A 24,702-nucleotide genomic window follows, 5' to 3' on the forward strand; every position below is an offset into this window, starting at 1 on the left:
GTCGAGCGCACCGACTGATACCGGAAATGCATGGACCGTGTCACCTATACGCTGAACGTATGGATGTGCAGCTCCGCCAACTCCGTACGCTGGTCGCGGTGGTCGACGCCGGGACGTTCACCGACGCGGCGGCGGTCCTGGGCGTCTCCCAGGCGGCGGTCTCCCGGTCGATCGGCGCGCTGGAGGCCACGCTCGGCGCCCGGCTGCTCCAGCGGACCACCCGGCACGTCTCGCTCACCGGCACCGGCACCCGCGTCCTCGCCGCCGCGCGTCGGGTCCTCGACGACGTCGCCCACCTGCACCGGATCGTCGAGGAGTCCCGCGCCGAGCTGCGCCTCGGCTACGCCTGGGCGGCGTTGGGCAAGCACACCCGTCGCCTGCAACGCGTCTGGGCCGCCGCCCACCCGCAGGTGCCGCTGGTGTTCGTGCACTGCAACACGCCGACCGCCGGGCTCAGCGAGGGCAACGCCGACGTCGCCGTGGTCCGCCGCCAGCTCACCGACCCCCGCTTCGACAGCGCCCTGCTCGGGGTGGAGTCCCGCTACGCCGCCGTGGCCACCGACAACCCGCTGGCCCGACGGCGGTCGGTACGCCTCGCCGACCTGATCCGGTATCCGGTCGCCATCGACAGCCGCACCGGCACCACCACCCCCGCCTTGTTCCCGTCGGGCGCGGCACCGGGCACCATCCGCACCACGCACAGCGTCGACGAGTGGCTCACGCTGATCGCGGCCGGTCAGGCGGTCGGCATCACCTCGGAGGCCACCGCCCACCAGAATCCCCGCCCCGGGGTGGCATACCGGGCCGTCCGCGACACCCCGCCGATCCCGGTCTGGTTGGCCTGGTGGAAGGACGACCCGCCGGCCCACCTCACCGAGCTGGTCACCCTGGCCTGTGAGGCGTACCGCCCGATCCGGCCCGCAGCGGAGACCGGATAGCCCTCAGGAACCGGACGGCGGGAGCGGCAGCTCGACGGGGGACGCCTCGCCGACCCGCCCGGCGGAGTGCGCCGGTGGCTGCATGTCGGCGCGTGGCAGCCGAGTGTGCAGCCGTGCGCCGGCCGGGTCCGTCCGCCCGGACACCTCGCAGGTCACCATCAGGATCGGCGGCGGCGGCGCGGTGAACCGGCCGGCACCCCACCGCACCCACAGCGGTACGCGTCCCGCGTCGGCCTCGGCGATCAGCTTGTCCCAGGTCCGCCGCCGGGTGCCGTGGTCGACCTCGACGACGACCGGTGGCCCGTCCGGTCGGGCACATGCCACGTCCAGGACCGACTGCCGGTCCGACATCGGCGGCGGCAACGGCACCACGCTGGGCGCGCGCCGATAGACCCGCCAGCCCCACTCCCCCGCCCAGCGCACGATCTCGTCGATCAGCCGGGCGGTGACCTGGTCGACGGTCAGGTCGGTGAAGGTGACCGCGTCGAGCCGGACCGCCAACGACGCCGCCACCCGTTCCGCGTCGTCAGCCACCGCCGCAGGGTAGCGGTCGCGCCCGACCCGCCGCACCGGCGGCCCGGCGTCCGACCGGACTGTCAGCACATCGGCGGCCCGGTGCCCGGACGGCGACCGGCCCGGCGTCAGTGATCCGACGGACCGCCGCGTCGGCCCTGGAGGAAGGCGATGACGCACCAGACGACGAATCCGAGCAGCGCCACGGTGATCACCACAGCGGTGAGGTGCCAGGGCTTCACGTGGTCCTCCTCTGTCGACGACCGTCGCACACACCGTAGTCGCCACCGTCGACCACGGGTACGCGGATCACTGCTCGACGGCCGCCGGACGGTAGGTCGCCTGGTTGCCGCCCGCGCGTTTCGCCGCGTACATGGCGCGGTCGGCCTGGGCGAGGGCGTCGCCGACCGCGTACACCGGCCCGCTGGCCACGCCGACGCTGACCCGGGCGCGCCACACCGCCATCCCGGCCACCGCGTCCACGGCCCGCCGGGCGACCTTCGTGCCGTCGGCGGTGTCGGCGTCGGGCAGGATCGCGACGAACTCGTCGCCACCGAGCCGGGCCACGAAGTCGCCCTTACGGACGCTGGCGGTGAGCACCTGCGCGACGGCCCGCAGCACCTCGTCACCGGCCGCGTGGCCCAGCGAGTCGTTGATGTGCTTGAACCGGTCGATGTCCACCGCCAGCACCGCCACCAGCCGGTCGGCGGGGGCGCCCGAGGCGGCCAGGGTCCGCAGGAAGACGTCGAGTCCCCGACGGTTGGCGACGCCGGTGAGCGGGTCGGTCTGCGCCGCCCGTTCGGCCTGCTCGTGCTGCCAGCGCAACACGTCGTACGACTGCATGGTCATCGCCGTGTGCAGCCAGCGGTGCCGTTGCCGCCAGAGCAGTTCGGCGAGCGCGTCACCGTAGGTGAGCCCCGGCACGGCGTCCGACGAGCCGTTGATGGTCAGCAGCACCGCGTGCGTCCGGTGCAGGGCCGCCGAGATCAGCCAGTCGGTCTCGACCGGCAGGGCGGACACGGCCCGCTGGATGACCCGGAGCGCCTCACCCGGTCGCCCCGAGCGGCGCAACGCGACGGCGTGGAACGGTCGACACAGCAGCAGTTCCTGGTGTTGTCGCAGACCGGAGTCCTCCAGCAGGGCCGCGTACCGGGGAATGTCGGCCGCCGCGCCGGCCGGGTCCTGGCGGTCGGCGCGGGCGCAGGCGGCATAGAGCAGCGCCAGCAGCCGCCATACCCGCGCCTGGGGGCCGGACGCCTCGGCCGCCGCGCGGGTCGCGTGCGTCTCGGCGGTGGTGGTGTGCCGCTCCGCCACCGCGACCTGGCCCACCTGATACAACTCCAGCGCCCACAGCAGGTTGAGTTCGGCGAGGTTGCACAACCACATGGCCCGGTTGCCGTTGTCCGGGTAGTCCGGATGCCGGGTCGTCTCGTACGCCGCCTCGAACTGCGGCGCGGCCAACTCGTAGAGCCGCAGTTGGGCGTAGCCGATGGCGATCCCGGTGTGCGCGTTGCCCATGATCACCGGGTCGGGTTCGTCGACGAGCAGGGCGGTCTCGGCACTGACCAGGTCCCGCAGCACCGTCTCCACGTCGTACTCGGAGATGTCCTTGTCACCGACGCGCAGCCGCCGGGTGGCGCGCAGCGACAGCGCACACGACCGCCAGCCGGCGCTGCCCTCGCGGTCCGCAGCGGCCAGCATCAGGTCGGCGGCGGCCACGGCGGCACGCAGCTCACCGAGCCGGGTCAGCGCCACGACCCGGGCGAAGTGCAGCGCCGCCGGTCCGTCGGCGATCTCCCCGGTGGCCTCGCGCAGCGTCGTCTCGGCGGTCGCCAACGCCGGGGCGGCGGCGCCGGTCTGGGCCTCCTCGACGAGTCGCAGCGCCCGGAGGGTCACATCGTCCATGCGGTCCTCCGCACCGCCCAGGAAAGAAACAGGACGATGTTACGACATGAATCCGTCGTGACGTTTCGCCGCCGTTCGATGTGTGATTACGGCAGCCCGGTCGGACCGGGTGTCGTCCAAGGTCAGCCGGTCTGGCGGTGTTCGCTTTCGGTTGGCACGGTTGCTGGGCTTCGTTGCTGTGTGTCCGGCGGCTGTCGGGTCCAGCCGACGAAGCGGCGGTGCAGGGTGCCGGCTGGCGCCCAGGGCATGTCCTCGGCGGCCTGGATGAGATAGGCCCCGAGGTAGAGGGCCAGCGACACCGGCGCGTCCGCGTACTCCGCGCGCAGCTCCCGCCGCCGCGTCGGGCACGGCCACGGCAGGTCACAGCCCCCGCAACTCCAGATCGGCATGACCGGACCGTGGGTACTCACCGCTCACCGGCCCCGGGCCAGTGGCCGCGCTCGATCGGGATTCGGTGCTGGGCCTGGCAGGGCAAGTCGGCTCCGCAACGACAGACCCGCCGCCATCGCCGCCAACACCAGACCGGCCGATGCCGGCGTGCGAGGGTCAGAGCCGTGGCCGACAGATACTCGTCGTACGAGATGCGCCGCTCGGACAAGGCATCCCCGCCCGACGCCGGGTGCGGTGGTATGCCTCGCGCGAGATCCAACAACCTTCGTCGGGCGGCCTCCTGCTCAATCGCCTGGATGCGTTCTCCGATGCCACAGCCCGCCGACGGCGACGACGGGAAGAACCGGCTGACAACTCTCCGCAGGAGTCGAACATTGACCGTCATGTGGCCGGCCCTCCGTCCTCAGGGCATGGAGGGCACCTGCTGATGTGCCTCGTCCGCGCCCGGTTCAGTGAGGTCCAGCGTCACGCCGGACACGCTCGCCGGGCCAGAGGGTGAGCGTCCGCTAACTAGGTGTGCTGTCCGCTGGTGGTCGCCGCCCAGGTGCGTACTCGATGCACGCCTCCCGCAACGTCGCCGCCTCTGGCGCCCCCGACTGCTCCACCTTGGCCAGCAATTCCGCAGCCCGCCACCAGTTCGACGGCACCACCCGCCCGGACGCCACCGCCTGCGCACCCAGAGCCACCGCCTCATCCGGCTGACCGGCAGCGACCAGGGCAAGACCAAGGTCGAGACGGGCCGACGCGGACCGGCGCGGTCGCGCTCCCCCATCGCCGGACGGATCCAGATCCGCCAGCACCGCCCGCGCTATCTGCTCGGCACCGGGATCCCCCGCCCACGCCAAAGTCGTGGCCGTGTACGCGGCGGCCTTGGCCGGGTCGTAGCGATAGTGGTGCTCGGCTCGCTCAGGAACAGGCAGATTCGCCGTCAGCCGCTCCACCCGGTCCAACGCTCGTCGGGTCGCACCGACATCCCCGATCCGAGCCCACGCACGAGCCTCCTGAGCAGTCGCCTGGATGCGGGCAGAACTCCCCTTCGGAGCGATCCGCTGTGCGTGACGGGAAAGATCTAGCGCCGTCCGGTAGTCACCTTGAGTCAGCACGTCCCAGGCGCGGGTTTCGAGACACCATGCCTGGATCTCGCGATGCTCCGCATGCTCGGCGAGATCGCGGGCGGCTCGCAGGTGGGCAGCCGCAGCGGCCCGCTGCCGGAGGTCGATGTGCACGGTCGCCCGCAGCACCGCCAACCAGCCACCCGCAACCAACAGCCGCCGCTGTTGAGCAAGCGTGACCCGCCCGTCCAACAACCGCCCGACATAGGCGAGATGCCGCCGCACCATCGGCAGAAGATCCGCCGGGGCCATCGTTGGATAGAAACTGGCAAGATCATCGACGCCCTGCTCGATCCGATCGAGCACGTCTCCGCTGACATCACTGGCGGCGACTCTCGCCCGCAACTCGCCAGCCTCAGCAGCGTGGTCGATCGGTGCCTCCACCAACCGAGCAAGCACACCCCCCGCGTCGAGAACGCGGTCCAGGTGACGAGCCGTGTCGACAGTCGGAGCCTTGAGCCCCGCCTCCAACTCGTGCAGATGGCTCTTACTCCGATGGGCGAGTTGCCCGAGGGCACGAAGCGACAGGCCGCGCCGCTCCCGAAACTCACGTAGGGCTACCCCGAAGCGCGGGTCGACGGACGAGGCCATAGCGCCGCTCCAAGCTCAAGAGGCCAGGCGACCTCAACGGTCACCACCTCGTCGGACGGTACCCCGACACGTCGCGTATGGAGGACCCCTCGCGTCTTTGTCCTGCCGGCGAAATCGCTTGCTATCGAGGCACCGCTTGAGGACGTTTCACGGTGGGTTGTTACCCCTGTTCTCCCCGAGGTCGGCGCGGGTGAGTAGCGCTCGCAGTGTGATGCCCTCGACCGCAAGTGCCTCGCTTCCGCCCTCCTGGCGGTCGATCACACAGACGGCAGCGTCGACATGTGCTCCGAGGCCTCGCAGATCCCTGGATGAGAGGACCACCTGCCCGCCAGACGTCACCACGTCTTCGACAACGAGCACCCTCCGTCCGGTCACCTCTGCCCCCTCGGCCAGCCGAGCCGTGCCGTACGGTTTCGCCGTCTTGCGCACGAACGCGCAGGGCAGGCCAGTGCGTCGACCGAGCGCCGTTACGACGGCGATGCCCCCCATCTCCAAACCAGCTAGCACCTCGGTCTCGGCGGGCACCAAGGCGACCATCTGTTCGGCGAGAGCATCGAGCAGGATCGGGTCTGCCTCGAACTGGTACTTGTCGAAGTACTCGTTCGCTACCCGTCCGGAACGGAGTACGAATTCGCCGGTAAGGCGAGACTTGGCATTGACCTGACGCGCGAGATCATCAAGCTTCACGTGAGAAATCCTGACACGCTGCGCAGCGCCAGGAGCGAGAGGCCGAGACTCTAGACCCTGCGCTTAGCCCAACTCGCCGTCCCATCCACCATCGACACGCCTCCGAGAGCAGGTCGCCGCCCGGCCGTCAAGGCAGCCTTGACATGCCGATGGCGAGGGCCAACTCTCGGGCGTCCTCGCCGACCGTGCCCGGCCGGTTCGACAGTTCCAGGGCGACAATGCGGGCGTACGGGTTGTGGCGCACCGTGTCGACGCTCTCCCGCAGCGCCCGGCCAAGCAGGTGGACCGCCGCGACCTCCCCACGGTCCAACATGTGCGCCCGAGCGGCATCAATCAGCGCGGCAGCCCGGCGAGTCTGCGAAGGCAACGCTCGGTAGTCGGTGGCGTCGGCCCTCCGCACCGCCTCCCCCGTGCGACACAGGTCCGTCTCGATGGTGACCGCGTACGCCGCACACGCCGCCGATCCGAACATCAGCCACGGATGGACGTACCCACCGCCGAGCCGGCTCGTGGCCGAGTCGGCGGCATCCCACGCCCGCCACGCTCGACCGGCCCGGCCCGCCTTGCTGTGGCCCAACGCGATACCGAGCTGCACCTGACCCCACCGCGCCAACTGCTCACCACCCGCCGCCGGATCGACCAGACCCGCCGCCTCGACCAACACCTGCTCGGCGGCATCCACCTGGCTAGCGCCCCGATAGACGTGCGCGTAGTACCAGGCCGCCACCGCCATCGCCGCCGGGTCGTCAGCGTCCTGGGCAGCCGACATCGCCCGGTCGGCAGCAAGCCACACCAACTCCGGCAACGGTTGGTGCGCCAGGTACAACTGCACCAGGTGATACACCCGCGCCAACTCCACGAACGCCAGCCGACGGTCCCCACCGTTGAGCATCCGTGCACTCCGCTGCGCATCCGTCAGCAACCCCGGAAGCACCGCCGCCACCGCCGAACGCTCAGTCGTCGACCGATGCCACAAGGCCCACGCCTGATCCACCAGATCACGCATCACGACAACCGGTGTCACCGCGCCCACCGGCACCGACGCCCGCTGTATCACCGCCGCCACCTTGCCGACCTCGGAATGCCCCGCCCTGGTCACCGACGCGACCGGCAACGACTGATCACCGGTCAGATCCGCAAGATCCGAGATGTCGAGCACCTCGGCCAGCCGCAGCAGCATGGGCAGGCGGGGCGGCAGCAGCCGCCCATTCTCCAGAGCCTTGACCCACTCCGCGCTACGCCCGACCAGCCCGCCGAGCACGGGCCGAGTCTTCCCCGCACGCTCGCGATACATCCGAAGGCGCGCACCGAAGGTCGCGGAATCGCTCATCATCGTCTCCCAGGCAGCGGTCTGGGCAGCGGACCTCCAGCCACTACACCGGCGGACCACCACAGTCGACGGTACCCGCGCCCACCGCCCCGACGTGCCCCACCACGACGGTTGATACCGCAACCGCCAGGCGAGCGTTCCGACCTTCGCCGCACCTCCGGGCCAAGGGCTGCTGCGACCCCTCGCTTGTAAGTTCTCGGCGCTCCGTCCGCCGCAGTCCGACGGCGTCATAAACGTAGGCTGGCGTTCGGCGTCGGTCCTTATTGAGTCACTTCTTCCGCGCCTGCTGTCGACAGCTAGCCGTGCGCTCGGATCAGTCATCCTCGTCCCGGAAGCCAAACGCCTCCGGTGCCTGCATCACGGGCCCGTACACCGGCGAAACGGCCGATCCTCGAGGGATCACGCCCATGCCGAAGGCCAGCTAAGGTAGCCCAGGGCAGCAGATGGCAGCAATGGGGGCATTGCAGGGGCGAGGGGGCTAAGAATGGCCAAGGTCAAGGTCAGGAGGTTCGTCGTAGCCCCTCCACCCCCAGGCACCCCTATCGAGCCCAAGGATGTCCAGGTCGACGGCAGCGGCGTTTTGGAGTTGAATCTCGCCGAAGTTCTGCGGGTCAACGCCTTGGCAGTGCCTTATCGAGGTCATCTGTTGGCCGAGCTGGTGCAACACGAGATGGCCCTGGTCATGTCGCTGTTCGGCCAGGCCCCGCCCGGCGTCCCCCTTCGTCGGCAACAGGCGTTCGACGGCTCGTCGTCGCATATCCGGCGCTTCGCCACGGAAGTACTGGCCCTCGGCGCTCTCACTGCGGTGGTGCGGGATGAGGAGCCCACGCTGACTGATGTCGCTCATTTTGACGCACTTCCACTGGAATTTCAGGGGGTGTATCCCTCGACTGGCACCCGTCCAGACCTCCGCTTCGGTGGGCAAGGCGCAGTCCTGGCCGGCGAGTCACGCGGCCGGAGTAAGTCCTCGCCCCAAAACGGGCGGACCGCCGCCGGTCAACGCAACCGGCTAGATCAGCTCCTCAGGTGGAGCCGTCAACCCGGCTGCGACCGGGTGTCAATGGCTTGGACTTGGATACAGGAAGACCGTACGACCATCGACTTTTTCCGCTTCGCCGAAGACGCCTCTGCACCCGCCACTGATCTGGCCGTAGTGCACCGTCTAGAGCAAGAATTGGAGACGACGGAGCCGGGCCTCGGAACCGAAAACCAGTCTCACTACCCCTCACATTCGATGCGGGTCGCCAAAGACGACCTTGGAAGTGAAATTCACTACGACGTCACGCCCAGCGCCGCAGGCAGGGCGCGGGAGCAGACCGCAAAGCAGCGGATTATCAGTCGCACGATGGAGAACCGGGAAACGCAGCTCATGGAGACGGCCCCCCGCCAATCAGTTCCAGGGATGGGTCAGCAGTGGCGCGGACAATGGCGCAGCGTGCGCACCATCGGTGGTGTGCCGGGGCCGCGGCTGCTCCTCGCTGTCAATCCTGACCGTGGAGGAAAGACTACCAACACCGCTAAGGGCACCCGTCTGTTGCGAAGTAGCGACCTTGGCCTGGAAGTGTCCAAAGTCGGCGGGGTCCTCGTGGCGCTCGACTGGCGCAACCGCCCAGAGGTCGAGGCAGGTTCAGCGGTGCGATATGAGCTTGAAGCACAAGACCAGTAACCCCAATTATCAGGTCCTCCGTCCGGCAGCTTGGCTAGGCACCGCCCGGCCGCCGTGGTTCAGCGGTTCTGGCTGGTCACCTCGACCGTCCCGAGGTTCGGTGCCAGGGCCCTGGCCACCTCCTCGGCGGCCGACCGGTCCTCGGGCCGCGTCAGGACGATGCTGACCCGGTCGACCCGCAGGGTTGCCCGGACCATCGGGTATCTGCCGACGACCGCCCGGAACGCGGCGATCGCCTCCACCGGGACCGCCCCGTCCGCACCGGTCTCGACGGAGACGGCCGGCTCGACGGTGCGGTCGGTGGAGATCAGCACCGTCGTCACGCCGGTCAGCGTGCCGTGTCGGCCGCCGCCGGTGGTCAGGTCGTCGAAGAGTTCCATCGCGCCGACCACGTTGGGCGCGGTGCCGACGATCCGCCACCGGTCGACGTCGTCCCGGGACGGCTTCGAGATGTGGGCCGACGTCACCTGGGAGTCGGTGCTCATCGACCGCCACAACGACACCACCTCGTCGTTGCGGGCGCTGTCCGGGACCACGGTGAAGGTGATGTCGGCGGCGGCGATCTTGCCCGTGACGTCGTCGCGGCCGGCGACGTACTGCCGCAGTTCGCCCGCCAGCTCGCTCACCCGGTCGGCCGAGGTGCCCTCCGCGACGGTCAGCGTGCCGGTCGTCGAGCCGAAGAAGGGCAGGGTGTTCTCCTCGGTGGCGTGGATAGTCGCCACGTCGGGCGTACCGGCCCAGTCGGCCTCGAAGTCGGCGGCCAGGGCGCTGCCCTTGTTGACGGCGCAACCGGACAACACGGTCAGACCGAGCATGAACGCGAGGCCGGTCCGGAGTCTGCGCTCAGCCATGCGCGGTCACCCGGACCGACGGCACGGCAGAAAGACGATCACGATTCACGCCTCCTTCCTAGCACGTGCCGTCGAACCCATCATGGTGCTGACCTGCCGAACCTCTCCCCTGGGCGGTCAGGAGAGGGCCCGGACCGCCCCGTGCTCGCCGTCGGTGCGGCCGGTGTCGCGGGCGAAACGCAGTAGCGCGGTGAGGGCCAGCGCCGCCGTGACCGCGCCGCCGACGAGGCGTACCCGGTGCCCGGCGACGAACTCGGCGGCGACCTGACGCAGGTACTCCGGCGAGTGGGTGCCCACCGGGTCCACGAACATGATCTCGTTGCGGGGCCAGAAGAAGACCGCCGAGAAGAGGAACTCGCAGACCACGAAGACCGCCGTCGCGGACGCCACCCACCAGCGCAGCCGCCGGTCACGCAAGGTGAGCACCGTGGCGGCGAGACTGCCGAGGATCACCGAGGCGCCCAGCGGCGGGAAGTAGTCGCTCGGGCCGCTGACCACCAGAAACTCGCGGGCGCGCAGCAGCGACGCCGGAGCGTCGTCGAAGATGTTCGGATAGAGCATGACCGTCTCGGCGGCGACACCGCCGAAGGACATCATCGCCGCCCACACGAGCGCGACGAGCACGATCCAGGTCAGTCGGGTACGGGTCACGACGGGCACCTCCTGGTGCGACGGCACCCGGGCCGGGCGCGCTGACGTCGTCTCCCATGCTGGGTCCGGCGGCCCGCACCGTCTGCCGCCCGCAGGCGCGGTCCGGTTCGCCCGTCGGCGTACCCGGTGCGGTGTTCCCGACGCGCGTCGGCGACGGCCCACGTCGACGCGCGCACGACGACGCCCCGTCGGCGCGGGGGCGACCCGCACCGACGAGGCGTCACCGGAGGCGGCCTACCGGGTGATGGTGACCGTCGCCTTGCGGTAGTTGTTGCGCTTGTCGTTCTTCGTCGGGTCGTAGCCCTTCTCGACGTTGCCCGCCGTGTCGACCGAGAACCAGTGGAACGTGGTCGTCTCGGTCACGCGGAACACCTGACCCGGCTCCCGGAACTCGGTCGCCTGGTAGCGCGGCGAGTCCAGAGTGGGCCGGCTGCCGTCGGTCGTGTAGTAGATGGTGGCCGGTTCGCTGGTCTCGAACCGGACGTCGACCGGGCCCGCGTACCGGCCGCCGCCGGGCACGAGCGTCGACGTCGGCTTCTTCTTGTCCTTGCCCCACTCCGCCGCGATCCGGAACATCTCCATGATGCCGTTGGCGTACTCCATCGTCTCGGCGTGCCCGCTGACCAGCTCGGGGTTGCCCACCCACGGCGGCTGGAACGAACCGCCCTGCCAGTTGCCGGTGGCCGGGTTGTAGATCGAGCCGCCGACCTCCCAGCCGAACGAGTAGATGCCGTACGTGTGGTACAGGTCCTCGCGGACGTTGCCCGCCGAGGAGTAGAGGACGTCCGAGGAACCGCCGACGTTCTGCGGCGTCACCACGGTCTGCCGGTGTGCCTTCACCTGCGACAGGATCCGCGCCGCCGACTGCCAGTAGAACGCCTCGTCACCGAGCGGCGGCCGGGGCGTGGTGATCCGCCCGTTCGCGATGTACGCGCCGGGCTGCCAGAACAACTGGCCGCCGTTGGAGTGCACGGACATCATGAACTTGATGTTCGAGTACGTCTCGACGAGCCAGACGACGTTCTTCGACTCGGGCTCGGACAGCTTCTCCGGCCCCTGGAACGTGTCGCTGACGCAACTGGTCGAGCCGCCCGCGTACCCGTCGTGGCCCGAACCGACCCGGTAGTTGCGGTTCAGGTCCACGCCCCAGGCGTTGCGGCGGGCCGGGTCGGCGTTGTCGTCCGCGCAGTGGTTGGTCATGTTGCGGCGCTGCGAGGCGAAGTTGTAGAAGCTGTAGTTCGCGCCGTCCGGGTTGTTGGAGAGGATCAGGAAGACGTCGGTGTTGTCGACGATCTTCTTGGTCTCCTTGTCGGTGCGGTAGTTGTGCACCAGCCGTTCGGCCGTCTCCAGCGTGGTCGTCGGCGGCACCCACTCACGGGCGTGGTCCTGCGCCTGGATCAGCACGCCCGGGTTGCGGCCGTCGCGGTGCTTGCCGATCCGCAGCACCGGGATGGTGGCGGGGCCGCGCGGCACCTCACCCTCCGGCGCGCCGACCCGCTTCTGGTCGAGGAAGTCGGTCAGCGCCACCGGGCCGGTGGTCGGCGCCACGACGCCGGTGCCGGCATTGCTGCGGTACGGGTGCGCCCGGTCGATCAGCCCCTGCGACCGGGTACGCAATGCCTGCGCCACCTCGGCGGCCGTGCTCGCCGCCGCACCGGTGGCGTCCGTGCCCAGCAGGACGCGTACCGCCGAGCCGGTCACCTCGACGGTGAGCGGGAGGCTCTCCCCCGGCGCAAGCGCGAACTCGACGGTGACGTCGTTGCCGCCCTCGTGCCCCCACGCCGCCGAGCTGACCACGACCGCCGACTGTCCGGTCCCGCCGATCGTCGCCTGCGCCTTACGCTGGTAGCCGTTCGTGCGGTGCGGCAGGTGGACGATCTCGGCGATCTGCGGGAACTCGCGGGCGATCTCCTCGGCTCGGGCGAAGAGCTGCTGCGGGTGCCGGTAGCCGTCGACGAAGTCCGACCGGTAGCCGGGGTTCGACGTCAGCGGCGGGGCACCGTTCTCCAACCAGTCCGAGACCGGGCCGGTGACCACACCGCCGGTCGAACTGGTGACCCGGATCCGGTCCGGGCGGGTGTCGAGTTTGAACAGGTTCCGGTGGAACATGTACTGCCCGGAGTCGACGAATCGGCTCATCGTCCGGGCGAAGCCGAACTCGGTGCCCTTGCCCGAGTCGTTCTCCACCTGCATCCCGACGATCGGCGTGGTCTGGCTGCCCTCCGTGGTGCGCGCCTCGACGTACAGGAAACCCTGGCCCTTGGTGGTGAACCAGTCGGCGCGGGCGATCCGGACCGTGCCGTCGGGCCCGGCCGCCGTCAGGGTGCGGGCCGCGACGCCCGGCAGGCCCCCGTCGGCCTCGTCGCTCCACTCGAAGCCCTCGTCGTCGGCGAGGATCCGGACACCCATCGCCTCCAGCGCGGTGCGCTCCTCGGCGGTCGCCACCACCTCGCCCTCGATGCCGTCCGGCACCCGGGTGAGACCGTGCTCGATGTCGAACCCGGCGGCGGCCACCCGGTCCAGCATGTCGGCGCCGGTCATCTGGACCCGGACGTGGCCGACGTGGTCGGGTTCGTCGAGATGGGTGTCGGCCGGACCACCCGTGCCGGCGGGCACCGCGCCCACCGGCACGGGTGATGCCGCCGCCATGAGTACTCCGCCCACCAGGGCGGGCAGCGCGAAGAGCGCGAGGCGCAGTCGTGTGCGTCGCATCTCCCCTCCTCCTGCTTGTGGCGTGTCACGCACGTCCATCGGTTGCCGTCAAACTAGTCGCGGTGACGGAGGTCGATAGATCTTGAGCTGCCCGGTTGAGGAAACCTTGAGGATTCCCAGGACCGACGAGGGTGTGGTGTGATCTCCAGGCATGAGGGTCAGGGTCGTCGGTGCGGGCGTGGTGGGCCTGACCTGCGCCCTGCGCCTGGCGCAGGACGGACACCGGGTCGACGTGGTCGCCGCCGGGACGGGTGAGCAGACCACCTCGTCGGTCGCCGCCGCGCTCTGGTACCCCTACCGGGCCCATCCCCGGGCCCGGGTGACCGGCTGGTCGGCCACCACCTACCGGGTGCTGTGCGGGCTGGCCGACGACCCGGCGACCGGCGTCCGGCTGCGCCGGGGCCGGGAACTGTTCCGCCGGCCCACCGCCGAGCCGTGGTGGCGGGCCGCGGTGCCCGCGCTGGACCGGGTACGCGGCGACCGGCTGCCGCCCGGCTACGTCGACGGGTACGAGCTGACCGTGCCGGTGGTGGACATGGCACGACACCTGCCCTGGCTACGGGACCGGTCGGTGCGCGCGGGCGTCGAGATCCGACCCGGACGGGTTCCCGCCCTCGCCGACGCCTTCACCGACGGCGTGCACGCGGTGGTGAACTGCACCGGCCTGGACGCACGCGAGTTGACCGGCGACACCTCCCTGACCCCGGTACGCGGACAGGTCGTCGTGGTCAGCCAGGTCGGCCTGGACGAGTGGCTGCTCGACCAGACCGATCCCGGGCACCTGCGGTACGTCGTGCCCCGGACGGACACGGTGCTGCTCGGCGGCACCGCCGAGGAGGGCGACGAGGACCGGCACCCGCGACCGGAGACGGCGGAGGCGATCGTGGCCCGCTGCACGGCGCTCGTTCCCGCGCTCGGCGCGGCCCGCGTCCTCGCGCACCGGGTGGGGTTGCGTCCCGCCCGACCGGGCGTCCGGCTGGAGACCGAACGGACCGCGCCCGGCCCGGTGGTGCACTGTTACGGCCACGGCGGCGCCGGGGTGACCCTCTCCTACGGCTGCGCCGCCGAGGTCGCCGAGCTGGTGGCGGCGCTCGACTGAGCGGCTCAGCGCGACAGGTGCCGGGCGAGTTCGGTGCGGTTACGGACGCCGAGCTTGCGATAGATGTTGCCGAGGTGGAACTCGATCGTCTTGGCCGACACCGCCAGCAGCCGGGCCGCCTCCAGGTTGCTGAGTCCGTCGGCGACGGCACCGGCCACCCTGGTCTCCATGGCGGTCAGCCGGACCTCCGTGCCGGCGTCGGCCGGTCGGCCGCGCCGGGTCGACGGCACCTGCGCCACGGACGATGGCGTACCGACCGGACCGGCGGTGACCGCGTCCAGGTCCACGGTGACCCGGGCGAGCAGACCCGCCGCGCCGGTCGCCGCGTACTCGCTGCTGGCCAGTTCGAGCAGCCGGATCGCGTCGACCCGCCGGCCGAGGCGCGCGTGCTGGGCGCCGAGCAGCCAGGCCAGCCGGGCCCGGGAGAGCCGCTCCACCGGCCGGTTGAGCCCGGCGAGCGCCTGTTCCAGCCAGGCCATCGCGGCCGGGTCGACCGGGTCGGCGATCCAGGCACGCCAGGCCGGCAGGGCGGGCGCGCCCGGCCAGTCCAGCGGCGGATCCGCGATGGTGGCGAGGACGGCGTGCGCGGCCTCGCCGTCCCCGCCGAGCGCGTGGTGGGTGGCGAGTTCCCACCGGTGTTCGAAGACCAGCCCGGAGTTGCTGCCGACCGCCGAGTCGACCAACCGCCCCACGACCCCGACCCACGCCTCGACGTCGCCCGCCGCCAGGTGCAGCGCGGCGGCGCACTCGGCGATGTGGAACCCGACCCAGGCCGACCCCGAGCGGGCCGCCAGCAGCCGCGCCTCGTCCAGACAACGCCGCGCCTGCGTCAGGTCGCCGCAGAGCGCCTCGCACTTGGCCAGCCACGACACGATCTCGGCCTGGAGGTCGAGCCGCCCGGCCTCGACCGCGTACGCCTGGGCGCGACGCAGCGTCGCCCGACCGCGCAGCAGGTCACCGGACCACGCGTCGCCCATCCCGAGCATGGTGGTGAACCGGGCCCGCCGGGCCGGGTCGGTCTCCTCCTCGCCGGACACCCACCGCTCGACGAGGGCGGCGAACCTCGGGCGCACCTGGTCGGGTCGCAGCGCGCTCAACGTGGCGATCATCGCGCACTCCACGTGCAGCGGATCGTCGTGCAGCCCGGCGCTGGCGAAGAGGCGCAACGCGTCGTCGGTCTCCCGGGGAGCGACCCGCCGCCCGGTCCGGGCGCCCACCGCGCAACCGACCGCGTGGTGCAGGAACTCGACCTCGGGACGTGGCGGGAGGGTCCGTAGCCGTGCCAACCGCCGGACGATCGGCGGCAGGACGGTCGGGTCGGCGGTCCGGGACACCGCGACGAACGCCTCCGCCACCAGCCGGGCGGCGGCCACCGGATCGGCGGCCCGGTCGGCGGCGGCCAGCAGTCGGTCGGCGTCCTCCGGCCGGTGGCCACACTGGTCGATCTCCACGTCCGTCACCTTCGTCGTACCAGCGCAGCAGCCACACCCTAGCTGGGGATCCTCCCAGGGTGCCGCGATCCGGCGACTGATTGCCGACTCAGCGGTCGGAGAGCGCCCGGACGGGTGCGACGGTACCGCTCATGATCCTTCGTAACCGCAGGCGAGTGGCGATGGTCGTCGCCCCGCTGCTCGCCATACCGCTGGCGTTGACCGCCGGCAGCACCACCGCCTCCGCCGTCGAGCCGTCCGAGCGCACGCGCCTGTCGTACGCCCGGGTCTGCGACCCGACCGGCTGCTACCTGTCCTGGCGGGTGGTGGACAGCGACAAGGACGGCTTCAGCGACGCCGACGAGGTGGCGGCGGGCACCGACCCGTGGGACCCGGCGAGCCGGCCCAGCCTGGAGGTCGCCGCAGAACTGGCCTCGGTGAACAAACTGCCGTCCTTCGGGTACGGGCGGGGCAGCTTCATCGCGTTCCCGGAGGACCTGCTCGCGCTCCGGGAGACCACCACCAACCTGCCGACCCTGGGGGTCTTCGCGCTTCCGGTGCGGCAGGACGCCTACACCCGGCTGGGCGTCGACCTGAAGCAGTTCGACGCGCTCAAGCTCTCGGTGCAGCGCGACGGCGTCGCGATCGGCCGGGGCACCCGCTCGCAGGCCGTCGGCGAGCCGGGCAGCCCGCTGATCACGCCGTTCGAATCGATGTTCGTCGAGTACGAGCGGAGCGAGACGGGGCAAAGCCCGGCCGCGTACGGCGGGGTCGTGAAGACCGAGAAGCTGTGGTTCGGCGACTTCGACTACCGGCTGTTCTACGCCGACGGGTCGCGCGACGACGTCGAACTGGTGCCGGGCGGATCGGTGCGGGAACACGTCAACGCCGACGGGTCCACGGGCAACACCACCTTCACCCAGTACGAGGAGCGCGGCGAGCCCGGCGACCTCTACACCGAGCAGACCGTCATGGTCTTCGACTCGCACGGTCGCCTGGTCAGTGAGACCACCACCAAGAGCCACACCAAGAACGGCCAGTCGGACACCCACTCCGAGACGACCGTGCACCTCTACGACCAGAACGGGAAGAAGACCGGCACCGTCCATGTGGAGAGCGTCACCTTCAACAACTCGACCCACACCTCCGGCAACCAGACCATCACCACCTGCGACACCAGCGGCAACTGCGGCGACGGCATCAACACCCACAAAGACTCGGACGACGACGACTCCGGCGGTGGCGAGCACGGCGACGACGGGGGTGACGACGGCAGCGGCCACGGTGACCAGGAGGGCGACCACGGGTACGTCAACCCCGACTACTCCGGCGACGTGGTCTCCGTGCTGACCGGTGCCGACGGCATCACCCGCTTCCTCGGCGCGAACATCACGCCGGTCCGGAACTGGACGCCGCCGTATGCCAACGGCACCATCCCGGAGAACAAGCTGAGCGGGATCATCTACGTCGACGACACCGCCAACGCGTACAACACGGTCTTCTCGGAGCCCCGGATCAGCGGGGCGCAGCCGGAGCACGTACCCGGCCTCTCCCAGCCCTGGATCGGTGCGCCGCCGCGGAATCCGGACGGCTGCAACGGCCTCTGCTGAGCACCTGGCCGGGCGTCATCGACCCGACGGCGCCCGGCCTGCTCATGCTCCCCCCGCCGCATCGGTACCGCTGGTCGGCCGTGCGGACGAAAGATCTTCGCTCCGGTGGCCCGGCTTGATCGTTACGCCTATCGTCGGGCCCGGCCAGGGATCCGACGAGGCGAGGAGCACCATGACCAGCCCGGTACTCTCCGTGACGAAACCGTCCACCCGACCGGGCACCGGTGCCCGCGTCGGCATCGGGCTCGTGCTGCTGCTGCCCGCCTTCCTCGCCCTGCTCTGGTCCTATCTGCTGCCCACCGGGTTGGCGATCCAGCGGTCCACCACCCGGGACAACCTGCTCGGTCCGGCGACCGACGTCGGCGCCGAGCACTACCGGCAGCGCTTCGAGCAGGGTGTGATCGGCGAGTACCGGATGGCGCTGCTGCTGGCGATCGTGCCGCTCGTGCTGGCTCTGCTGGTCGCACCGCTGCTGGCCCTGCTCGCCGACCGCGCCGGGCGAGGACCCCGGCTCGCGGCCCGTGCCCTGCTGGCCGTGCCGGTCGCCGGGTACGCCCCGGTGGCGCTGCTGCTCGGCTGGCGTCTCGACCGCATCGAGCCCGGACAGGCCGTGGACCGCCCGTACGCGACGCTCGTGGAACTGACCGCCGTCGGCAGCGCCGGGCTGGTCGTCGCCGTCGCCACCACCGCCTTCCTCGCCACGCTTCGCGGCCGTCGCCGCCCGGCCGACGCGCTGCCCGCGATGGCGACCGTGGCCGGTCTGCTGGTGCTCGGGATCGTCGCGGCCACGTTGCAGAGCTTCGTGGCACCGCTGCTGGCCGCCAGCAACCGCGCCCAATTCCCGCTGACGACCATCGTGGTGCAGTCCCTGGCCCGGATGGACGTCGGCCGTGGTTCCGCCGACGCGGTGCTGCTGCTCGCCCTCCTGGCCGTGTTGGGCCTGGCCGCGACGGCGCTGCTGCTGGTCACCCGCGCCCGGATCGAACTCGCCGACGCCCCGGCCGGCGATCCCGCCACGGCCGCGCCGGCCTCGACCACCGCACCGGCCTGGCCCGCGTCCAGCGCCGTCACCACGCCGCCGGGCGTCCCGACGAGCGGAAGCAGCGCCCCGACGACCGGGGGCAGCGGCCCGGCCCGGATCGGGCTGGCCGTGGCGGGCGTGGTCGCCGTCGGCCTGATGCTCTGGGTGGCGTGGCCCTGGCTGAGTCGCAGCTTCCGGTTCACCAACGACCTCGGACCGGTGCCGGGCGCCGGTCTGTCCGACATGCTCATCTGGACCTGGCTGCCGACCCTGGTCGCGACGCTGGTCACGATCACCGTCGCGGTGGCCGGCGGCTTCGCCATCGGCGGGCTGCGCCCACTGGGCCGGTTCAGTGAGCTGCTCCTGCTGCCGTTCGCGCCGTGGCTCTTCGTCGGCACCGGGCCGCTCGCCGTCGAGTCCTACCTGCGTACCCGTGACTTCGACCAGGTCAACACCTTCCTGGGGGTGATCCCGCCCGGCTGGGTCAGCATCCCCGCGCTGTTCCTGTTCACGCTGCTGTTCCGTGGGTTGGAGCCCCGGTGGCGGGCGGGTGGCGGGTTCGGCCGCACCATGTTCGCCCCGGCCGTACCGATGATGCTGCTGGCCGGTCTGGTGACCTGGCTGGTCAGCTCCGGGCAACTGCTGTGGCCGTGGATCGTGGCACAGACCCCGAGCACCCGGACCGCACCGGTCGAGGCGCTGGCGCAGGGCACCACCGGCCGGATCCCCGCCGACGAACTGGCCCTCGGCGCGCTGCTCCCGCTGCCGATGCTGCTGCTGTTCCTGGTCGCGTTGGTCGTGCTCCAGGTGCGCTACCTCGACCGGCTGGCGATCCGGGTCGGTCGGGCGCCGGAGCGCTCCTGACCGGCTCCGGTCGGACGTGGCCGGCACGAACGTCCGTGCCGGCCACGTCGACGGGTCAGCTCGTGTACGCCTCCACCTCGTAGAGCGAGTGGCCCCAGCCGGTGCCCCGGGCGGTGGCGTGGATCCGCAGGTACCGGCCGTTGGCGCCGAGTCCGGAGTGCTCGTCCACTCCGCCGTCGGCACCGGTCACCGTGCGCACGGTGGTCCAGGTGGTGCCGTCGGTCGAGGTCTGGATGGTGTACGCGCTGCTGTAGGCCGCCTCCCAGGTCAGCTTGACCCGGCCGATCGCGGTCGGGGCGCCCAGGTCGACCCGGATCCACTGCGGATCCGAGAACGCCGAGGACCATCGGGTGGTCAGGTCACCGTCGACCGCCTGGGCGCCGGTCATGCCGGCCCCCTCGTCGCTGGAGGTCGTCGTCGGCTTGTTCCGCAGCAGGTTGCCGCCGGACGGGCCGCCGCTGCTGCTGCCGTACACCTCGAACTCGAACAGTGAGTAGCCCCAGCCGGTGCCGCGCGCGGTGCCGGTGATCCGGACGTACCGGCCGGTGCCGGTCAGGCCGGTCAGGTCGTCCACCCCGCCGTCGCCGCCGGTGACCGTGCGGACGGTGGTGAAGGTGACGCCGTCCGGTGAGATCTGGATCTGGTAGCCGCTGCCGTACGCCGCCTCCCAGGTCAGCTTCACCCGGTCGACCGCGTACGTGGCGCCCAGGTCCACGTCGATCCACTGCGGATCGCTGAACGCGCTGCTCCACCGGGTCCCGGCGTCGCCGTCGACGGCGTTGGCCGCGACGTAGGCCCCTTCGGCACTGGACGCCCGCGCCGGTTTGCCGCGCGCCAGGTTGGTGCCGGGGTCCGGACCGGGACCGGGACCGGGACCGCCGACGGTGCTGGTGGAGAGCGTGAATTCATCCAGGTCGAACATGCCGCCGCCACCGGAGAACACCAGGAACAGGGTGCGGGTGCCGGTCGGGGCGGTGACCGTGCCGGTGACCGTGGCGAAGGTGCCGTACCCGCCGGTGGGTGTCACAGTGGTCGAGCCGACCAGCGGCCCGGTCGGCGAGTCGACCCGCAACTGGAGCGTGCCGCCGGCACCGGCCGGCGCGCCCACCCGGGCGCTGAACGACCGGATGCCGGTCAGGTCGTACGGGCGGAACGAGATCCAGTCGTTGTTGTCGATGTAGCCGACCGCCGCACCGCCGTGCGCGCTGCCCGGCCGGGTGATCTGGATGCCGGAGGAGTCCCCGAAGTGCTCGGCCTGCCGGGTACGGGGTTGCAGCACCGCCTGCGTGTGCGTGGTCAACGCCGGCTGCCCGCCTCCGCCACGGTCGGTGTACTCGGCGTCGATGATGCCGAAGATGTTCGCCGCGGTGTCGTGCTCGCCGTCGACCGAGGTCTGGATGACCCCGGTGCAGCCGCGCACGCTGCCGAGTTGGTGGCCGTGCGAGTCGTGGCCGAGGACGTAGTTCACGGTGACCCGGGCGCAGTCGATCGGGCCGTCCTGGGCGTCGGTGACGGTGACCGAGAACGGCACCGCGTCACCGAAGGCGAAGGTCTGCCCGTTGGTCGGGGTGTTGACGGTGACCACCGGGGCACTGTTGCCGACCGTGACGACCGTGCTGGCGGTGCCGGTCTTGCCGGTGCTGTCCCGGACGGTCAGCGTCGGGGTGCGTACCCCGTTGGTGGTGTAGGTGTGGCTCGGGTTCGGGGCGGTGGAGTCGGTGGTGCCGTTGTTGTCGAAGTCCCACGCGTAGCTGAACGGGTCGCCGTCCGGATCGAGTGACCCGGCCGAGGAGAACTGCACGGTCAGCGGGGCGACCCCGCTGGTCGGGGTGGCCGAGACGACGGCTCTCGGTGCGCGGCCATCGCGGGCGTACTCGATGCGGTACAGCGCCGAGTTGGCGTCGCCGTTGAACCAGCCGGTGCCGTAGTCGAGCACGTAGAGCGCGCCGTCCGGGCCGAACTCCATGTCCATGACCTGGGTGCCGGTCCACGGAAACGGATTGATCGTGAAAGGTTGGCCGGCGGAGTCGAGCGTGATGTTCTTGATCCAGCGTCGACCGAACTCACCGGCGAAGTAGGTCCCGTCGTAGTACTCCGGGAACGCCACGTCGGAGGTGCTCGCCGGGTCGTACCGGTAGACCGGGCCACCCATCGGGGAGAGTCCGCCGCCGGTGAGTTCCGGCGGCGAGCCGGACCCGCCGTACGGCAGCCAGGCCGGCACGGCCGGTGGAAGCTGGGTGATGCCGGTGTTGTTCGGCGAGTTGTTCACCGGCCCGCCCGCGCAGTCGAACTTCGGGCCCGACGGTCCGGACGGGAAGGTGTAGTCGTTGTAGGCGTCGTTGCGGGCGGTGCAGTACGGCCAGCCGTAGAAACCGGGCCGGTCGATCCGGGCGAACTCGACGTTGCCCGCCGGCCCCCGGTTCGGGTCGGCGGTGCCCGCGTCCGGCCCGTAGTCGCCGAGGTAGACGACGCCGGTGGCCTTGTCCACGCTCATCCGGAACGGGTTGCGGAAGCCCATCGCGTAGATCTCCGGGCGGGTGCGCACGGTGCCCGGGGCGAACATGTTGCCGGCCGGCACGGTGTAGCCGCCGGTGGCGCTCGGCCTGATCCGCAGCACCTTGCCGCGCAGGTCGTTGCTGTTGGCCGAGGTGCGCTGGGCGTCGAAGGCCGGGTTACGGCCGGGTCGCTCGTCGATCGGGGTGAACCCGGCCGAGTCGAACGGGTTGGTGTCGTCACCGGTGGACAGATAGAGGTTGCCCGCCGCGTCGAAGGCCATGTCCCCACCGACGTGGCAGCACATGCCCCGGTCGGTGGGTACGTCCAGGACCAGCGTCTCGCTGGCCAGGTTGACGGTGTGGTCGGCGTTCACGGTGAACCGGGACAGCCGGTTGACCCCCGCCCAGCGGGCGAAGTCGGCGGCGGTGCCGGTGGCCGGTGCACCGCCGCCGGGAGTGTCCAGGGGTGGTGCGTAGAAGACGTACACCCAGCGGTTGGTGGTGAAGTTCGGGTCCACCGTGATGCCCTGTAGGCCCTCCTCGTCGCCGGTGTAGACCGGCAGCGTGGCGGCGACCTTGGTGTTGCCGGCCGCGTCGGTGTAGCGGATGACGCCGTTGCGGGAGGTGTGCAGCACTCCCCGGTTCGGCAGCACGGTCAGACTCATCGGCTCGCCGGTCTCGGCCGCGCCCTTGGCCAGCTCCACCTGCTGGAAGTTCGAGTCGACGGTGGCACCGCACTCGGCCTCCGCCGCACCGGCCGCGCCGAGGATGCCGCCGAGCAGGTGCCGGCGGAAGTCCGGCTCGGCGTACGACGCGTCGGTGTGCCCCATCCCGGTGTACCAGGCACGACCGCCGGAGTAGGTGTGGCACCAGGAGATCGGATGGTCGGCACCCATGCTCCCGCCGGTGTAGGTGCTCTCGTCCAGCGTCGCCAGCACGTGCACGTCGCCCCGGGGGTTGGTGCGGTAGTTGTACCACTCGTCCAGCCGGGTCCACCGCTGCGGCAGGTTCGCCGTGGACGGGTGCACCCGGTCGGCGACCTTCACGGTGGCGGTCTGGTCGGCCGGGTGCGAGGCGAAGTACGCGCCGACCAGACCGCCGTACCAGGGCCACTCGTACTCGGTGTCGGCGGCGGCGTGCACGCCCACGTACCCGCCGCCGGCGGTGATGTAGCGCTCGAAGGCGGCCTGCTGGGCGGCGTTGAGCACGTCGCCGGTGGTGGAGAGCCAGATCACCGCGGCGAACCGGCTCAGGTTGGCGTCGGTGAACTGGGCCGCGTCCTCGGTGGTCTCGACGGTGAACCCGTTGGCGGCGCCGAGCTGCTGGACGGCGGTGATGCCCGGGCCGATGGAGCCGTGCCGGAACCCGGCGGTCTTGCTGAACACCAGCACGCTGAACGGCGCGGCGACGGCGGGCGGTGCCGCCGCGACCAGGCCGCCCAGCACGAGCACCGCGCTCAGCGCGGCACCGAGCCAGGCTCTGAGGGATCTGCGCACGATACGTCCTTTCCACGGTGTGGGGAGGGCGTGCGCCGATCACGCCTGGTGAGGTGATGGAGGTGGAAGCCTGCCCCGTCGCGACGCGTCCGGCAGGTCGCCGGTGCCGCGAAAGGCGGGGCAGGGCATTCATCGTGATGGCTGGGCCAGCGGCCCGTCAAGGGCTCCGCCGCAATCCGTGAGAGCGTTATCTCCGCAGGTCACAGGCGACTGGCGAAGCCGAGATCGAATAACGCTTTCTGCGCGGTCACTCGTCGGCGCCACCGGTCAGCCGGCGAGCAGCGCCACGGCGATCAGCACCGGGACGGCGGTCACGGTGGAGAGCAGGATGGCGTCGCGGGCCAGCACGACGCCCCGGCCGTAGCGGACGGCGTAGACGAAGACGTTCTGCGCCGTGGGCAGGGCGGCGGTGACCGTGCAGGCCAGCACCAGCGGTGCGGACAGGCCGAGCCCGAAGCGGGCCACCAGGTAGGCGACCGCCGGGTGGACCAGCGTCTTGAGCACCACGGCGAGTCGGACGTCCCACGCGGTGTCCCCGGAACCGGGCGGCGGGGCACCGCGCAGGGACAGGCCGTAGGCGAGCAGGGCGGCGGGCACCGCCATCGCGGCGACCAGGTCCACCGGTCGCATCACCGGCTCCGGCGGCGACCAGCCGACGACGCTCACGAGCACCCCCAGGCCGCAGGCGACGGTGATCGGGTTCAACAACGGCCGGACCGCCGCCCGGACCACCGACCGACGCTCCCGTGCCGCCGACGACTCCCGCGCCGCCGACGAATACCGTGCCGCCGACGACTCCAGCACCGCGAACGCCAGGGGTGCCATCACGACCACCTGGAACATCAGCACCGGAGCGACGAGTGCGGCGTCACCGAGCACGTAGACCGCGATCGGGATGCCGATGTTGCCCGCGTTGACGTACGAGGCGGCGAGCGCGCCGATCGTCGCCTCGGGTGCCGATCGCCGCCACCACAGCATCGCGACGGCCACGAAGACCGCCGCGACGACGGTGGTGCTGATCAGCGTGACGAGCAGGGCCGACGAGAAGACGGTGGCCACGTCGGCGCGGGAGACGGTCTCGAAGAGCAGGGCGGGTGTGGCGACGAAGAAGGAGACCCGGGAGAGCACGGCGGGCCCCTCCGGCCCCAGCAGCCCGATGCGCCCGACCAGGTAGCCGATCGCGATGACGGTGGCGATGACGGCGAAGCCCGTGAGTACGCCCTCCACCCGTCCGCCCTCTCCGTGCCGGTCCTTACCCGGCCCACACCAGCAACCCACCAGGTGTAAGGAAGGGACCCCTCCTATACACGAGGCGTTAGTAGGGGGCCCTTCCTTACACGC

Annotated in this window: 17 protein-coding genes; 5 read left to right on the forward strand and 12 right to left on the reverse strand. The window is 71.1% G+C overall.

Annotated features, from left to right (window positions below; translation table 11 throughout):
• Positions 1 to 59 precede the first annotated feature (59 nt).
• Positions 60 to 938 carry a LysR family transcriptional regulator gene (locus ACFYTT_RS22360; RefSeq protein ID WP_131052590.1) on the forward strand — a complete coding sequence of 293 codons (879 nt, stop codon included), beginning with the start codon at positions 60 to 62 and terminating at the stop codon, positions 936 to 938.
• Positions 939 to 941: 3 nt separating this feature from the next.
• On the opposite strand, the gene ACFYTT_RS22365 is transcribed toward ACFYTT_RS22360, so the two are convergent.
• The 6 genes from ACFYTT_RS22365 to ACFYTT_RS22390 all read right to left on the reverse strand — a co-directional run bounded on the left by ACFYTT_RS22365 (position 942) and on the right by ACFYTT_RS22390 (position 7,466).
• Complete coding sequence (locus tag ACFYTT_RS22365) at positions 942 to 1,472, reverse strand: hypothetical protein (protein WP_387261795.1); 531 nt, start codon at positions 1,470 to 1,472, stop codon at positions 942 to 944.
• A 288-nt stretch (positions 1,473 to 1,760) separates the two neighbouring features.
• Positions 1,761 to 3,356 (reverse strand): diguanylate cyclase, encoded by a 1,596-nt coding sequence (locus ACFYTT_RS22370; RefSeq protein WP_387261798.1) that lies wholly within the window; start codon positions 3,354 to 3,356, stop codon positions 1,761 to 1,763.
• A gap of 122 nt (positions 3,357 to 3,478) precedes the next feature.
• On the reverse strand, positions 3,479 to 3,766 hold the full coding sequence (locus ACFYTT_RS22375) for a hypothetical protein (RefSeq protein WP_387261801.1): 288 nt from the start codon (positions 3,764 to 3,766) through the stop codon (positions 3,479 to 3,481).
• Positions 3,767 to 4,252: 486 nt separating this feature from the next.
• Complete coding sequence (locus tag ACFYTT_RS22380; RefSeq protein ID WP_387261804.1) at positions 4,253 to 5,449, reverse strand: helix-turn-helix domain-containing protein; 1,197 nt, start codon at positions 5,447 to 5,449, stop codon at positions 4,253 to 4,255.
• 147 nt (positions 5,450 to 5,596) lie between these two features.
• A complete protein-coding gene (locus ACFYTT_RS22385) occupies positions 5,597 to 6,136 on the reverse strand; it encodes an orotate phosphoribosyltransferase (RefSeq protein WP_387261807.1) in 540 nt (179 codons plus the stop codon).
• 127 nt (positions 6,137 to 6,263) lie between these two features.
• Positions 6,264 to 7,466, reverse strand: a complete 1,203-nt coding sequence (locus ACFYTT_RS22390) for a helix-turn-helix domain-containing protein (protein ID WP_387262135.1) — start codon at positions 7,464 to 7,466, stop codon at positions 6,264 to 6,266.
• 484 nt (positions 7,467 to 7,950) lie between these two features.
• Between ACFYTT_RS22390 and ACFYTT_RS22395 the strand changes: the two genes are divergently transcribed.
• Positions 7,951 to 9,132, forward strand: coding sequence for a hypothetical protein (locus ACFYTT_RS22395; RefSeq protein WP_387261809.1), 1,182 nt, complete (start codon positions 7,951 to 7,953; stop codon positions 9,130 to 9,132).
• A 59-nt stretch (positions 9,133 to 9,191) separates the two neighbouring features.
• Here ACFYTT_RS22395 and ACFYTT_RS22400 read toward each other — a convergent pair whose 3' ends face one another.
• From ACFYTT_RS22400 to ACFYTT_RS22410, 3 genes are all read right to left on the reverse strand, one after another.
• Positions 9,192 to 9,983 carry a hypothetical protein gene (locus ACFYTT_RS22400; protein ID WP_387261811.1) on the reverse strand — a complete coding sequence of 264 codons (792 nt, stop codon included), beginning with the start codon at positions 9,981 to 9,983 and terminating at the stop codon, positions 9,192 to 9,194.
• A 117-nt stretch (positions 9,984 to 10,100) separates the two neighbouring features.
• On the reverse strand, positions 10,101 to 10,634 hold the full coding sequence (locus ACFYTT_RS22405) for a DUF1772 domain-containing protein (protein ID WP_387261813.1): 534 nt from the start codon (positions 10,632 to 10,634) through the stop codon (positions 10,101 to 10,103).
• 234 nt (positions 10,635 to 10,868) lie between these two features.
• On the reverse strand, positions 10,869 to 13,346 hold the full coding sequence (locus tag ACFYTT_RS22410; RefSeq protein ID WP_387261815.1) for a M14 family zinc carboxypeptidase: 2,478 nt from the start codon (positions 13,344 to 13,346) through the stop codon (positions 10,869 to 10,871).
• A gap of 151 nt (positions 13,347 to 13,497) precedes the next feature.
• Here ACFYTT_RS22410 and ACFYTT_RS22415 point away from each other — a divergent pair, with 151 nt between their 5' ends.
• Complete coding sequence (locus ACFYTT_RS22415; RefSeq protein ID WP_387261818.1) at positions 13,498 to 14,445, forward strand: FAD-dependent oxidoreductase; 948 nt, start codon at positions 13,498 to 13,500, stop codon at positions 14,443 to 14,445.
• A 5-nt stretch (positions 14,446 to 14,450) separates the two neighbouring features.
• On the opposite strand, the gene ACFYTT_RS22420 is transcribed toward ACFYTT_RS22415, so the two are convergent.
• Positions 14,451 to 15,896 carry a LuxR C-terminal-related transcriptional regulator gene (locus ACFYTT_RS22420; protein ID WP_387261820.1) on the reverse strand — a complete coding sequence of 482 codons (1,446 nt, stop codon included), beginning with the start codon at positions 15,894 to 15,896 and terminating at the stop codon, positions 14,451 to 14,453.
• A gap of 131 nt (positions 15,897 to 16,027) precedes the next feature.
• On the opposite strand from ACFYTT_RS22420, the gene ACFYTT_RS22425 reads away from it, so the two are divergent.
• Positions 16,028 to 17,485 (forward strand): thrombospondin type 3 repeat-containing protein, encoded by a 1,458-nt coding sequence (locus tag ACFYTT_RS22425; RefSeq protein WP_387261822.1) that lies wholly within the window; start codon positions 16,028 to 16,030, stop codon positions 17,483 to 17,485.
• A 172-nt stretch (positions 17,486 to 17,657) separates the two neighbouring features.
• Positions 17,658 to 19,370 carry a sugar ABC transporter permease gene (locus ACFYTT_RS22430; protein WP_387261825.1) on the forward strand — a complete coding sequence of 571 codons (1,713 nt, stop codon included), beginning with the start codon at positions 17,658 to 17,660 and terminating at the stop codon, positions 19,368 to 19,370.
• Between the two features lie 55 nt (positions 19,371 to 19,425).
• Here the strand turns inward: ACFYTT_RS22430 and ACFYTT_RS22435 are convergent, their stop codons facing one another.
• Together ACFYTT_RS22435 and ACFYTT_RS22440 are read right to left on the reverse strand one after the other, a co-directional pair.
• The gene (locus ACFYTT_RS22435) at positions 19,426 to 23,361 is read right to left on the reverse strand and encodes a ThuA domain-containing protein (protein ID WP_387261828.1); all 3,936 of its coding nucleotides are present in this window, start codon (positions 23,359 to 23,361) and stop codon (positions 19,426 to 19,428) included.
• Positions 23,362 to 23,628: 267 nt separating this feature from the next.
• Entirely contained in the window at positions 23,629 to 24,588 is a 960-nt protein-coding gene (locus tag ACFYTT_RS22440) for an AEC family transporter (RefSeq protein WP_387261832.1), read from the reverse strand.
• Between the last annotated feature and the right edge of the window lie 114 nt (positions 24,589 to 24,702).

Origin of the sequence: Micromonospora sp. NPDC003816, from assembly GCF_042874705.1 — a bacterium.
Taxonomy (GTDB): Bacteria; Actinomycetota; Actinomycetes; order Mycobacteriales; family Micromonosporaceae; genus Micromonospora.

Bases quoted from the DNA above. Each gene is read 5' to 3' on its own strand.
- ACFYTT_RS22380 (WP_387261804.1), bottom strand. From the start codon at position 5,449: ATGGCCTCGTCCGTCGACCCGCGCTTCGGGGTAGCCCTACGTGAGTTT.
- ACFYTT_RS22410 (WP_387261815.1), bottom strand. From the start codon at position 13,346: ATGCGACGCACACGACTGCGCCTCGCGCTCTTCGCGCTGCCCGCCCTG.
- ACFYTT_RS22430 (WP_387261825.1), top strand. From the start codon at position 17,658: ATGACCAGCCCGGTACTCTCCGTGACGAAACCGTCCACCCGACCGGGC.
- ACFYTT_RS22400 (WP_387261811.1), bottom strand. From the start codon at position 9,983: ATGGCTGAGCGCAGACTCCGGACCGGCCTCGCGTTCATGCTCGGTCTG.
- ACFYTT_RS22425 (WP_387261822.1), top strand. From the start codon at position 16,028: ATGATCCTTCGTAACCGCAGGCGAGTGGCGATGGTCGTCGCCCCGCTG.
- ACFYTT_RS22390 (WP_387262135.1), bottom strand. From the start codon at position 7,466: ATGAGCGATTCCGCGACCTTCGGTGCGCGCCTTCGGATGTATCGCGAG.
- ACFYTT_RS22370 (WP_387261798.1), bottom strand. From the start codon at position 3,356: ATGGACGATGTGACCCTCCGGGCGCTGCGACTCGTCGAGGAGGCCCAG.
- ACFYTT_RS22395 (WP_387261809.1), top strand. From the start codon at position 7,951: ATGGCCAAGGTCAAGGTCAGGAGGTTCGTCGTAGCCCCTCCACCCCCA.
- ACFYTT_RS22360 (WP_131052590.1), top strand. From the start codon at position 60: ATGGATGTGCAGCTCCGCCAACTCCGTACGCTGGTCGCGGTGGTCGAC.
- ACFYTT_RS22415 (WP_387261818.1), top strand. From the start codon at position 13,498: ATGAGGGTCAGGGTCGTCGGTGCGGGCGTGGTGGGCCTGACCTGCGCC.